Source organism: Vibrio marisflavi CECT 7928, from assembly GCF_921294215.1.
Classification (GTDB): Bacteria; Pseudomonadota; Gammaproteobacteria; order Enterobacterales; family Vibrionaceae; genus Vibrio; species Vibrio marisflavi.
On record NZ_CAKLDM010000001.1, the window covers coordinates 456,438 to 470,024 of the forward strand.

Here is a 13,587-nt window from a genome sequence, read left to right on the forward strand (position 1 = left end):
ATCTTTTAGGCAATTTTACTTGCTGCGTTTAAATCAAGGTACCACTCTGTTTCGCCATTCGTAGAGCGAATTTTCGCTGCAGGATAAGGCAGCTCGCTGGCTGGAGTAGTATGAATTTCTTTTACGATATCAACTTTACCGCTGCCAAGAACTAAGTAGCTGATGCGTTTTGCCGCTTCTAGTACTCGTGCAGATTTTGATACGCGAATTTGACCAGATTCTGGTTGAATCGCGGTAATGGCCAGTTTTGGCTCATCGTAATTAGTTTTGTTTGGGAAAAGAGAGGCTGTATGACCATCTGCACCAACACCTAGCAAGATCCAGTCAAATACAGGCGTACCATTTTCTACTGGTATTTCTTGCGTCATTTCTGAAGCAAAGCGCTCAGCTTCAGATTCTGGGTCGTTTTCACCAAGAATACGATGGATATTTTCTGCTGGAATTTCGATGTGATCGAATAACAAGGCTTTTGCTTCACCGTAGTTACTTTGTTCATCGTCAGGTGCTACGCAGCGTTCGTCGCCCCACCAAAAGTGTAGGTTTTGCCAATTGATAGACTTCGCGTAGTCTTCTTTAGCAAGGCGCTTAAATAACATTTTAGGTGTACTACCACCTGACAGAGAGATATGCGCTGGAGTTTCCTGCTCGCTGATTTGTTTTAAATCGTTAGCAAGGCTTTCTACAACTTGTTCCGGTGTATCGAAAATCTTATGGTTGATCATAATTCACAGTAGTCCGTATCTGTTAAGTTTTTACAAGGGAAGCGCCAAGCTCGGCCATCACGTTCAAGTAATTGATCGGATTCTTTTGGTCCCCATGTGCCACAAGCGTAACCAAATAGCGCTTGAGGGTCTTGTTTAAAGTCCAAAATTGGCTGTACATATTGCCAGCAGGCTTCAACGGCATCAGTACGTGCAAACAATGTTGCATCGCCATTTAGCGCATCATGAAGCAGTCTTTCGTATGCAGTCAGCATCTGCGTTTCTTCAAGAGACGCATAGTGGAAGTTCATTTTCACTTCTTTTGCTTTGAAGCCAGCACCTGGTTCTTTCAAGCCAAAGCTCATTTGAATTCCTTCGTCTGGCTGAATACGAATAATCAGTTTGTTCTCTGGCGCATCTAAACCGAATACTGGATGAGGAGTACGTTTGAAGTGAATAACAACTTCAGTTACACGAGTCGGAAGGCGTTTACCTGTACGCACATAGAAAGGTACACCATTCCAACGCCAGTTGTTGATGTAAGCTTTCAAGCCAACGTAAGTTTCAGTACGAGAGTCTTCAGCTACGCCTGGCTCTTCGCGGTAACCTTGCAAGAACTCTCCACGTACGTCAGAGCCTGTATATTGGCCAAGAACAAGGTTGTTACGTAGGTCATGCTCATCAAGCGGTTTGAGGCATTGCAGTACTTTAGCAACTTCATCACGCATTGAATCTGCGTTGATTTGTGCTGGTGGTTCCATACCTACCATAGCCAGTACTTGGAGTAGGTGATTTTGGAACATATCACGAACTGCGCCTGAGCCGTCGTAATATCCTCCTCGCTCCTCAACCCCTAGGTGCTCAGCACCCGTAATTTCGATGTATTCAATGTAATTTCTGTTCCATAGCGGTTCAAACATCGCGTTAGAGAAGCGGAATACTAGAAGGTTTTGAACGGTTTCTTTACCTAGGTAATGGTCAATACGGTAAATTTGGTGTTCTTGGAAGTGCGTATGAATGGATTCATCCAGCTCTTTCGCTGATTCAAGATCATAGCCAAAAGGCTTTTCGACAATTAGGCGTTTCCAACCATTTGATTCGTCGTTTAAACCGTGTGCCGCTAAGCTTTCAGGGATAACGCTATATAGACTAGGAGGAGTCGCTAAATAGAAAAGAGTGTTACGAGTTTCAAATTGGTATTGATCTGATAACTGGTCGAGGCGTGTAGCGAGTCTTGCGTAGTCTTGAACGTCGGAAGTGTTGATTGCCTGATAATGCAAGTGCTGAATAAAGCTATCTAGTGCTTCTGGCTCAGTTTGCTCCATTTCCAACAGAGACTGTTTTAGCTTATCTCGGTATGACTGATCACTGTATTCCGTTCGACTAACGCCTAAAATTGCAAAAGATTTTGGTAGCTGATTGCTAGCGTATAAGTGGTATAGGGCGGGGATCAACTTTCGGTAAGTCAGATCACCAGAGGCACCGAAGATAACGATGCTGCTGTTTTCGGGTATTACCATCATCTTTCCTTTGAGAGCGACTTAAAGTAAAGCGCCACAATTATTAGGCGCGAGTTTTTAGATATTAGAAAATGCCAACTAATCTGTTGGAGCAACAATACAGCTAGGTTCTCAAATGGAACTGCCAATTTGATACGCAACAGGTGATACAGATCACTTTCAACATGGGGTGTATTGTCTATGACAATTTGACTTACATCAATACCTAACAATGCAAACATTTAAATATTACACTCAGATTGTAGCCTTGACTGCATATGACACTTGATTAAGTTGTTGATATGTAAGTTGTAAAGTTGGCTTGGAGAGGGTCTTTAGAGTAATTATTCATAAGTTAAATTTTATATGTATCAATAAGATAAGATGTTAATGAATGGTTTGCGAAAAATTAGTTTGTTGAATGTTGTGGGAGAAAGTTGTCCGTTTTTTGGATCAATATGCAGATATCTTAAGGGTATACATCTAAAGCGATTCACTATATGCTTGCCGTCTAATAATAGCGCTGGAATTCAAACATCCGGCATAAAAATCTAGTTGTATCTTCAGCCTGTAGAGAATCACCCGTGAAATTGAACTTTAAAGCCATTGCATTAGCCCTGTTTGTCATATTGATTTGTAGCGGTTTTTTCTTTATCTCTTATCAGATGATCTTGAGTTATAAGTAACCAAAGCTTGCTTTACAGCTTGGTTTTCACCTAAAAATTGTCGTTAATATAACTTTTTACCGCTTGGATATGTTTGTCTCGGTCGATCTCTACAATCTGGTCGTTCGATAGAAACATTTTTGCGTATGTCTTGTCGATCTCCTTTTCCAAAAACAGGATATAAAGTTTAGGGTCGATGTGTCCTGTCGTCGCCATTTTAGTCATGATGCCAATAGACTCATCAAGTGTTTTGGCGTCTTTATATGGTCTATCGCTTGAAGTCAGTGCTTCGAATACATCAGCTATGGCCATTATGCGGGCGGGGATAGAGAGTTCGTCTTCATTTAAACCTTGAGGGTAACCTTTGCCATCCATTCTCTCATGGTGACCTCCTGCCATTTCCGGCACATTCTTTAAGTATTCGGGGTAGGGCAAAAGATCAAGCATACTGATCGTTTGTATTATGTGGTCGTTAATAATGAAACGCTCTTCTTCAGTCAGTGTTCCTCTAGTCACGGATAAGTTGTGTAGCTCTCCACGGTTGTACTTGACTTCCCCTGGGGTGAGGATGAATTTTTGTCTCCAGTTATCTTGAGGTGAGCTGCCTGCAGGCCATGGAATTCGATGTACCATTTTATCAGCCAACACAGATTCCGTTGCAGGCAAGTTGGCTTTCAATCCAGCGCGCTCTTTTTCTAAGCGTGAAACACCAAGCTGGTCATCAATGGTTCTTTTCCATGTTCTTTCGCTGATTTGACGAAGGCGTTCAATATCCTCTGGGTCCATCTGTTCTTGTCCTAGATTGCATTTAGCGATAAAAGCGAATTCGTCGTCTAGGATTTGGTGGACACTTTTTAATTTATCACTGAGTTGCTGCTTGTCTTCTCCCTCACTGACTCCTTGCCAGTAGTCAGCTTCAGCTTGTTTCTTGAGTAACTCAAAACGCATGCGCACTTCATGAATTCTGTCGTAAATGGTTTCTAACTTGGTTGCTTTGTCTATGACGTATTCGGGTGTGGTGACTTTGCCACAATCGTGTAGCCAAGAGGCAATCCAAAGTCCTTCCCATTGCTGGTTTGAGAGTCCAAACTGAGGGAAGTAATTGTCATCATCTTGTGCGGCTTGAGTGATCATTTTGGTGAGTTCGGGTATTCGCTGGCAGTGGCTTCCTGTATAGGGTGATTTGGCATCAATAGCTGATGCAATCAATTCGATAAAGGCTTTAAGCATTTGCTTCTGCTGTTGCATTTGGTCGATGTTTTCTTTTGCTATCTCTGCGAAACTGAGCAGCTCTTTTAGAAAATCGTGTTTTTCAAGCTGTTCGGGGCTGGCTTTTCTTTCATAACCCAGAGTTAGTACGCCTACGAGTAATCCCTCTCGGTTTAATAGAGGGAACAGGTAAATATCAGAGTTGTACAATACATCTTTAAAAGGCGTTAACGTGTTGTCGTTAGCAGGCAAATGGATAACTTGTCCGTTTTTGAGTGTATTGGACAACCAAGCCGTCCCTTTTAAAAGCTTATTCAAGTCTATCTTAAATGGAATGATGGCATGGTTGGCTGAGACTGTGAATTTATCTTCCTCCTTTTTATAGGTATAGAGAACGATAGTCTCTGCTTTCGTTACTAGAAAACTTTGCCGAGTTATTGTTTTTGCTAATAAATCAAAATCTTGGTTACTGGCAGTTTCACGCAGCAAAGTGAGTAAATCGTGCAGAGTGTGCTCCATTAATTCTATGGAATTGGTTAGATCTGCGACTTCTTTTATACGACTCTTTGGGTAACGTGTTTTTCTAAAATCAAACCGAGCAATATTGCTGGTTGATTTAACGAGTGACTTAAGCGGTTGAGCTATTCTACTCGCTATGAACCAAACGACGACGCAATAGATAGCAAGCATAGAAAGCGCGACAGAGACTTGTTTGTTTCTTAGCAATAGTAAGTTTGCTAGTAGATCCGAGCGAGGCGTTGCCTCAGCAAGAAGTAGGTGGACATTTTTATTTAGTTTTACTGGCGTGAGCGTTACAGACCACTGCTCACCATTGTAGGTCTCTAGCTCATAGAGTGGCTCAAGGCTTTTTTGATCAAGTATTGAATGAAACACGTTGTTTTTTAACGTTTCTAATACCTGCTCATACGAGTCGCCATCGTTGATATTAACTTGGTGGTGAGCGAGAACTTGGAACTTCCTATCGAATAGAATGAGTTTTGAGTTTCCTGAGTAACCAATCTCTCCCACTTGATCTGACAGAGCTTGAAGAGTGAAGTCAGCACCTACGACAGACTTATTGTTGTAAGAGCGTTTTGAAAGAGTGATTCCATAGGTTTTAAGAAAGTAGAACATGTATGGCTCGGTTAACCGGATTGAACCGTCAGTTTCAGCATTGGTATACCAAGGACGCACTCGAGGGTCGAATTTGTTGTCTTGTGTTTTTCGATAGCCCACGCGGTTCATACTGCCATCAAAGTAGTAAAACTCATTCAGTCCTGACGCTTTGGTATAGTTGAGCAGCATTGTGGCTTTTTCTGGCGCGTTAAAATTCTTCCTATCGGCGTTGTTTCTCAGTGGGCGTAGCAGAACAAGTGCCCCTTTGTCATTGCCATAAAATAGAGCGGCCAATGCAGAGTTGCGCTGAAACATAAGATTAATGCTAGTCAACCAGCGTTTTTCTTTTACCGGGGGCTTTTTTTGATCAATGGTTGGGCTTAGGGCGAGAAAGTCAATTGTAGTGAAAATTGGGTCGGCGTTTTGGCGGAAAGAGGACTCGAGCTTCAAACTATTCTCATGACTGAGTTCTTTCACACTTCCTGATAGTAGCTCCTGTGAGTGTTGAAAGCTGATAGAAATAAGAATGACGCCAATTAAGGTCGTTAATATTATAAATAGACTGGTGATATGAATACTTAACGAGTAGCGCCGCTTTTTCATAAGCTCCCCAATAGAAACGCTTTAGGCTTTAAGTATTGTTCATTCCATCAATGATGCAAAATTGTGGGGTGTTGTTTCTTGGTTAAATAACCGAAAAATCATAGTTTAGATAGGAAAGGGAGCCCTAAAGCTCCCTGTTACACTTAGACAACACTTAGTACTTGTTCTCTTGCAAGGCGAGATTTTGGTAGTTTGGCGTTGTAATCTTCATCTTTATGATGGTAGCCGATAGCAAGAGCAACTTCGCATCGGTGCCCGTCAAGCTCTTCTTTAAACAACTCAGATATCAGTTCGCTGTCAATACCTTCCATTGTTGTAGAGTCAATGCCTAAGCGGGCTAAAACATGCAATGTATTCCCGAGGGCGATATAAGTTTGAGCTTTAGTCCATGTAGCATTGTTGCCAGTTGAGTCTGTATTCGACTCAGCAAAAGCGTAGCCTGCAAAGCCTTTTTCACGATTTTCTTTAGCCATGCGTCCGTCTTCAATGCCCTTATCTACTACTTTTGCGTAGTCTTCACGTGTGTAGTTGGGGTTGTGGGCAAACAAAATAATATGCGACGCAGATTTTGCATGCGGTTGGTTGAACTGATGTTTGTTCGCGAACGAGTTGTGCATACGTTGTTTTGCTTCTTCGCTTTCGATCACGACGAACTTCCAAGGTTGAGAGTTAATTGAAGAAGCAGATAATCTCATGCTCTCATAAATAACTTCTAAGTCTTGTTGTGAAACACGCTTAGTTTCATCGTAACGTTTAGCGGTATAACGTAGGTTTAAGTCTTGAATAATTGGGTGTGTGCTCATAATATTTGCCTTTATTTTGCTGTATTCGTTTGGATAATAAGCTTGCCAAAGTTGTCGCCATTCAGGAGGCCTATAAACGCACTAGGTGCATTTTCGAGGCCTTCAATGATGTGCTCTTTATATTGAATCTTTCCTTGAGCGAGCCATTGCTCCATATCCTCAGCAAATTCGTTGTATCGATGGCCGTAATCATCAAAAATGATGAAACCTTGCATTTTGATACGCTTTATCAGTAATGTCGCCATTAACGCAGAAGTACGATCTGGACCTTTAGGAAGTGAGGTGGCGTTGTACTGCGATATCAACCCACAAACTGGGACTCGCGCTCCGGTGTTGAGCAAAGGCAATACAGCGTCAAATACTTTGCCGCCGACGTTTTCAAAGTAGATGTCGATTCCATCTACGCAGGCTTCAGATAGAAGGTTGGCGAAACCTGGCTGTTTATGATCGATACAATCATCGAATCCAAGAACGTCTTTTGCGTATCGACACTTCTCCTCTCCTCCTGCAATACCAATAACTTTGCAGCCCTTGAGCTTACCAATTTGGCCAACAATCGACCCGACTGCACCTGTTGCAGCTGCAACCACTATAGTGTCGCCTTGTTTTGGTTGACCAATATCCAACAATCCCATGTAGGCGGTAAAACCAGGCATACCCATCACTCCGAGTGCGTAAGAAGGATGAGTGGGGCTGTCTCCTAGCTTGAGTAAGCTGTCACCATTCGAGATTGCGAAATCTTGCCAACCGATATGCGCCAGAACCCATTCACCTGCAGTGAAATTAGGGTGTTTCGAGCTTTCCACTTGGCAAACGGTGCCTCCAACCATCACTTCTCCTAAGCCTACAGGAGCCGCGTAAGATTCTTTATCACTCATTCGGCCACGCATATATGGATCTAGGGACAAGTAGACGCTACGCAGAAGTACTTCACCTTCTTTGACGTTAGGGACAGCACTTTTTTCTAATTGAAAATTATTGGTTTGTGGATGGCCGTTTGGGCGTGACGCTAATACGACTTTTCGATTACTATCAATCATCGTTTTGCTCCGTTAATTAGACCGGTCGTCTATAAAAAGTTTAAAAAATATCCCGCTCATTAGCGGGTATCCAGTTAAGTACTATTTATGCAGCTGGAACAAGCAGTTGCTTGGTTGTTTTCATAGTTTGTTCAAGTTGCTGTATGTCGTTATTGAGTTTGCTGAGTAAACTCCCACCTAACCACAGCTGATACAATGTTCTAGCTATAAGTAAACTATCTTGTTTAATGATTTCGTCTCTTTCTATACCTTTTTCGATACACTTTGCGATAGAAGCGACGATTTTATTTGCGCCAGAGTTAAGAGCTTCACGCATCGGATCAGATAAATCAGAGACCTCAGCACTCAATTTTACAACTAAACACTTGTGCGCATTACACACTCCATCTACGACCTCAAGCCAACCGCTGAAGTAGTGAAGGATCTGCTGTAAGCTATTGCCGTTGTCAGGACTTAAAGTTAGCGCCAATCGCTGCATATAGCTGTCGAAGTAATCTTGGATGAGTGCTTCACCAAACTGCTCTTTAGACTTAAAATAGTGATAAAAAGAACCTTTTGGTACCGCGGCATTTTTTAGTAACTCTGACAACCCGACACTAGTAAAGCCTTTGCTTACCACCAATTGATAACCAACGTCTAGTATATGTTGCCGAGTGTCTGCTGTTTTCTTGTTCATGCGGGGCAATATACCCCTAAATAGACCAGTCGTCTAGTTTTATTTTTGGTTTTATTCGCAGTAGGAAATCAACCGACGCTCTCACTTTGAATAATTGGTCACGCAAAAAGAGAGGGGAAAATCATATCCACCCCAAAATACTCTATACCTATAAAAGATAACAAAGGGATAGGAACAGAAATGCTGACATTGAATTATCAAATTCAAATCCAATCTGATTTAAAAACGGTTTGGGATGTGCTAACAAAGCTTGAACACTATAAGCTTTGGGCTAAAGCTTTTTCACCCGATCCAGCTTTTCAGGGAAGTTGGGCTGAAGGAGAAGAAATGACCTTTTTTGACCCTTCTCTTGGTGGCAGTAAAGCAATTATCGATAGGGTAGAGCAACACCGATTTATTGAATATCATCATGTGGCGATATTTAATCCAGAACACTTGCAAGATATCGATAGTGACATAGCCAAAAAATGGATTGGTTGTAAAGAAAAGCTGGAGTTAGTACAAGATAAAGATATGGTGACGTTAAAGGTAACAGTTGAAACGCACCCTGACTTTTCTAGCATGTTTAACAACAGCTGGAAAGCAGCGCTTCCAGCCATTAAATTGTTGTCCGAACCAGATAAAAGTGAATGATTGCGGTTATCAGTTTATTGTACGGTGGGTTAATTTTTCTCAATTGTTTTTAATTGATAATGTAATAATTAACGAATAGAGTTTATGCCCATCACTGTATTTCTATGACACAACATGAAAAGCAAAAGGTTCTTGCTGACAATAAGTTTTTTAGTCACTATTTTTTCATTCAGCACTCTAGCGTTTGAAGCGGTAAGTGTTTCTTCAATAAACCAACTTGACTGTTCGAAGACGACAAACGATATCAATGGACTGCGTGCCCAACAAATGCACTTTGATAGTGCTCAATGTCAACATCGCCTCATTAGCTTAGAAATTTTTAGCCAAAGAAATATAGCTTTAGCTAAAACATCAATGGCCTCAAAAAGGCCACTGAGAATAACTTATATTTGTGAAAATAGTAACTGTGGCGACTGTACACTGGTGAGCATGTCTTCTCCGAATAGGACTCAAGACTCAGCATGTTTACACTGACGAAGCTTGATCGACCAAGTACAGAATCGATTGATACGTAATGCCACTGTGATGAGATAGGCCAATTTCACATGTTCGGCTATTGCTATAACCTTTAGTACATCCATCAGGAACCTGACCTCTAAGACTCTTCACGGCAGTGTTATTGAGCTCAGGTGTAGTGAAACCTTTGTCTCCGGCCCAGCCGCAGCAGTAAACATGCTCTGGGACGATAACTTTTTTAGCGCATTTCTCAGCTAGCTGGATTAGAGAGTTCGACAACCCCATTCTTTGAGAGCTGCAAGTAACGTGTAGCATCACTGGTTCATCGATTGGTTTTAGTTTCAGTTTATCCAAAAGGTGTGCCGCGACAAATTGAGATGGCTCGAAGATATCAATGGAATGTTGCAAATTTTCGACACTACGTTTTATACAAGGACTGGTATCCATAAGCACAGGGTATTCGCCTTGCTTTGATTCTTTCCACAACACTTGCTCGAGTTGTGCGAACTTGGACTTAGCAATATCGTTCATACCTTTGCTTTCATAGGGCATTCCACAGCATTGCTCATTGATGTCGTCTGGAATAATGACGGTGTAACCTGCTTTGTGTAGTACAGATATAGTCACTTGGGTTAACGAGCGCTGATCGTCTGCTGAGATTGGTTGTCCCATATTTCGGCTTACGCAAGAGGGAATATATACGACAACATTAGTCGAAGCTTTTGCTTCTAAAGCTTCCCTTTGGTAGTTATGCCTGTTGGCTTGAGGATATTCAGCGATCCAGTGTGGTGAGTTGCCTCGTGTCACTTTTCTAATCCCGTTTACAAGAGTATCAGCCGCATTATCGCCAACCAGTCTTTGCATCATGCTATTGGATGAAAGTGCAAACTTCGCCACTGAGCCAGTTAACTGTGTATGATTGGCCGTCCATTTAGCAATTGAGCTGTAGCGCTGATATTTTTCTGTGCGAAGCTTTTTAACCAGCTCTCCAGTATTAATACCTACTGGGCAGCGGTCGGCACATAACCCCGTTGCAGCACATGTATCGAGCCCCTGATATTCAAAGGATTTGTATAGGTTTTTATATCCCGGAGTCGAATTAGCTTTGCGACTTTGAAGTTCTCTATATAAAACAATTCGTTGTCTAGGAGTGAGAGTTAACGATTTTGAAGGACAGACAGGTTCGCAAAAACCGCACTCGATACACTTATCAACAATAGGATCTGCCGCTGGCATGGGTTTCAAGTTTTCGATGTGTGCCTTATCGTTGTCATTGATAATTACACCGGGGTTAAGTAGGCCTTCAGGGTCGAAAATCCCTTTGATTTTCTGCATTAATTGGTAACCGTCTTTTCCCCACTCCAACTCAACATATGGTGACATATTTCGTCCCGTACCATGCTCTGCTTTCAATGAACCTTGGTACTTAGTAGCAACAAGTTGAGCAACCTCATCCATGAACTGGCTATATCGGTCAATTTCGGTCTGCTGGTCAAACCCTTGGGTAAAGACAAAGTGCAGGTTGCCTTCCAAAGCATGACCGAAAATAATTGCCTCGTTGTAATGGTATTTATCAAACAATGCCTGCAGTTCACGAATACCATTGGCCAAATGCTTTACAGGAAAGGCAACATCTTCGATGATAACAGTTGTCCCTGTTTCTCTCACCGCTCCTACAGCAGGGAATAAGCCTTTACGGATAGACCACAATGTCGAAACGGTATTAGTGTCAGAAGTGAACGGGACGGATTCGAGAATTGCAAAAGGCTCGAGAGTCGACATAATTGCTTGGATTTGTTGTTCAAGCTGATTTTGGTCTTTCGCTTGGGACTCAATTAATATCGCACTTGCTTCGTTGTTAAGTGTTTTTATAAAGGTGGGCATGCCTTTTTTATCTGCGATAGATGCTAGAGAACGCCCATCCATTAGCTCTACGGAGGCGACAGGGCTGTTTGCGATAGCACTTACTGCGTTACTTGCTTGCTCTATATTGTCAAAAACCAACAGTGCAGTTGCTTTGTTAGGAAGCTCTTCTACCGTGTTGTATGTAATTTCAGCAATGAAGCCTAAAGTGCCTTCTGAGCCAATCATTAAGTGTTCGATTATTTCAATAGGGTCTTGGAAGTCAACTAAAGCGTTTAGCGAGTATCCAGTGGTGTTTTTGAGGCGGTATTTGTGGTGAATCTTTTGGGTTAATTCAGTATTGTTAGTGGTTTCTTGATGAAGCTGACTGATGGCCTCAATGATATCTGGCCTTGCAACATGAAAATCGGAAATACTTTTCGGGTCGGAGGTATCGAGCAAGGTTCCATCATTAAAGACTACTTTAATACTATCGATAGTTTTATATGTATTGTGCGCTGTGCCACAGCACATACCACTGGCGTTATTTGCAGCTATGCCACCAATTTTACACGTATTGATGGAGGCGGGGTCAGGCCCTATTTTGCGCTGATACGGGGTAAGGTATTTGTTGGCATCAGCACCAATAACACCCGGTTGAAGAGATATTTTATTGCCATCTTCGTAAATCTTATAGTTGCGCCAGTTGTCATCAAGCGTAATCAATACTGAGTCTGAAATAGCTTGGCCAGAAAGGCTGGTGCCTGCAGCGCGAAATGTGTAAGGAATAAGGTGCTTGCGGCATAAGCGGATAGAAAATATGACTTCTTCAAGACTACTGAGCCTAAGAACCAATTCGGGAATAAGTCGATAGAAACTGGCATCGGTACCGTATGCTAAGCGGTGTTCTTCTTGAGTAAATATTTGACTTGAGTCTAGCTGGGTCAGCAGGTTTTCATAAAGTGCTGCATACTGATTGTTGTTAAATTTGCTCACGTCTCGTTCCTATAATTTATTGTACTTTTTAGTTATTTGTATTAATTGTCGTAATTTACATGATTGCTGACTTTGTCCACTATGTATTCGCCAATAGCAATGGAGGAGGTTGCTGCTGGTGAGGGAGCATTACATACATGCAAGCTTCTAGGAGTTTGTGCAAACAGAAAATCATGCATCATGGTGCCATCCGACATAACGGCTTGTGCGCGGACTCCAGCAGGGTGTGGGTGTAAATCTGCCATCGATATTTTGGGGCAATATTTATTTACTAGTTTCAAATAGCCTGATTTGTAATAGGAGTTTTTTAGCTCGCTTACCCCTGCAGAGAGGTGCTTTCTAGTGACTTTCCAAAAGCCAGAAAATGTGACCATTTCCCAAGTATCTTTTAAGCTGAAATTCCATTGTCTGTAGCCTTCTCTCTTCCACCCCTGAACAGCATTTGGCCCGACCGTCACACTTCCATCAATCATTTTGGTTAGGTGTACGCCTAAAAATGGTAGGTCTGGGTCAGGAATAGGATAGATAAGGTGATTGACGACATTGTTGTGTTGTTCCGACAACTTATAGTATTCACCTCGATAAGGAATAATTTGAAAGTCGACGTCAATATTGAGTTTTTTAGCGAGCCTATCAGACATTAACCCAGCACAAGATATGAGATAATTGGTGTGAATGACATGGGTGGTTTTGTCATCATGGCACTGTAGCTCAATCCTATCTGAACTTTCATTCAAGTCAGTCACTCTTGTATTTAGTAGAACTCGCCCACCGAGCCGACTAAACTCCTCGGCCAGTTTTATAGTAACTAAACGAAAGTCCACAATGCTGGTTGTTTTAACATGCAGCGCACCTTCACCTTGTATTTCTGGCTCAGCTTCATGCAGTTGTCGTTTGTTTAACTGGCTAACTTCAATGCCATTGTTTAAGCAGCGTTGGTATAGCTTCTCCATTCGGCCCAATTCGATCTGGTTGGTGGCAACTAACAGCTTGCCGCAGTTGTCTACGGGTATTTTATGCTTCTGACAAAATTGTTTTAGCAGAGTGCTACCCCGTTTACACAGCTCTGCTTTGAGGCTACCAGGAGCATAGTAGACGCCTGCATGAATAACGCCACTATTGTGTCCTGTTTGGTGAGCCGCGAGTTCTGTTTCCTTTTCAAGCAAAGCAATTTTTTTGTTTGGGTATTTTTGTATTAACTGCCAAGCAGTTGCAACTCCTACGATACCGCCACCAATTACAACAAAATCATAACTATCAGAGGTCGGTGTTTCCATACAGTCTACCCTTTGTGTGTTTTTCGCTTGGTTATTGGTCATTTTGTATAAAAATAGATTTAACAACAGTG

At 42.1% G+C, this 13,587-nt stretch carries 9 protein-coding genes; 1 reads left to right on the top strand and 8 read right to left on the bottom strand.

The annotated features are described in order from the left end of the window. Positions 1-5: 5 nt before the first annotated feature. From pgl to L7A31_RS02120, 6 genes are all read right to left on the bottom strand, one after another. Positions 6-722 carry a 6-phosphogluconolactonase gene (pgl, locus tag L7A31_RS02095; RefSeq protein WP_237359835.1) on the bottom strand — a complete coding sequence of 239 codons (717 nt, stop codon included), beginning with the start codon at positions 720-722 and terminating at the stop codon, positions 6-8. Then, positions 719-2,221, bottom strand: coding sequence for a glucose-6-phosphate dehydrogenase (gene zwf / locus L7A31_RS02100; protein ID WP_237359836.1), 1,503 nt, complete (start codon positions 2,219-2,221; stop codon positions 719-721). Before zwf ends, pgl begins: the two co-directional genes overlap by 4 nt. 695 nt (positions 2,222-2,916) lie before the next feature. Further along, positions 2,917-5,793, bottom strand: a complete 2,877-nt coding sequence (locus L7A31_RS02105) for an HD domain-containing phosphohydrolase (protein WP_237359837.1) — start codon at positions 5,791-5,793, stop codon at positions 2,917-2,919. 143 nt (positions 5,794-5,936) lie between these two features. Then, positions 5,937-6,596: an NAD(P)H-dependent oxidoreductase gene (locus tag L7A31_RS02110; protein WP_237359838.1), complete on the bottom strand. Its 660-nt coding sequence runs from the start codon at positions 6,594-6,596 to the stop codon at positions 5,937-5,939. A gap of 11 nt (positions 6,597-6,607) precedes the next feature. After that, positions 6,608-7,636, bottom strand: coding sequence for an NADPH-dependent curcumin/dihydrocurcumin reductase (curA, locus tag L7A31_RS02115; RefSeq protein ID WP_237359839.1), 1,029 nt, complete (start codon positions 7,634-7,636; stop codon positions 6,608-6,610). Between the two features lie 85 nt (positions 7,637-7,721). Continuing rightward, the gene (locus L7A31_RS02120) at positions 7,722-8,312 is read right to left on the bottom strand and encodes a TetR/AcrR family transcriptional regulator (protein WP_237359840.1); all 591 of its coding nucleotides are present in this window, start codon (positions 8,310-8,312) and stop codon (positions 7,722-7,724) included. 180 nt (positions 8,313-8,492) lie between these two features. On the opposite strand from L7A31_RS02120, the gene L7A31_RS02125 reads away from it, so the two are divergent. Then, the gene (locus L7A31_RS02125) at positions 8,493-8,945 is read left to right on the top strand and encodes an SRPBCC domain-containing protein (RefSeq protein WP_237359841.1); all 453 of its coding nucleotides are present in this window, start codon (positions 8,493-8,495) and stop codon (positions 8,943-8,945) included. A gap of 465 nt (positions 8,946-9,410) precedes the next feature. Here the strand turns inward: L7A31_RS02125 and L7A31_RS02130 are convergent, their stop codons facing one another. Together L7A31_RS02130 and lhgO are read right to left on the bottom strand one after the other, a co-directional pair. After that, the gene (locus L7A31_RS02130) at positions 9,411-12,239 is read right to left on the bottom strand and encodes an FAD-binding and (Fe-S)-binding domain-containing protein (protein WP_237359842.1); all 2,829 of its coding nucleotides are present in this window, start codon (positions 12,237-12,239) and stop codon (positions 9,411-9,413) included. A 41-nt stretch (positions 12,240-12,280) separates the two neighbouring features. Then, positions 12,281-13,516 carry an L-2-hydroxyglutarate oxidase gene (gene lhgO, locus L7A31_RS02135; protein ID WP_237359843.1) on the bottom strand — a complete coding sequence of 412 codons (1,236 nt, stop codon included), beginning with the start codon at positions 13,514-13,516 and terminating at the stop codon, positions 12,281-12,283. Positions 13,517-13,587: the final 71 nt, after the last annotated feature.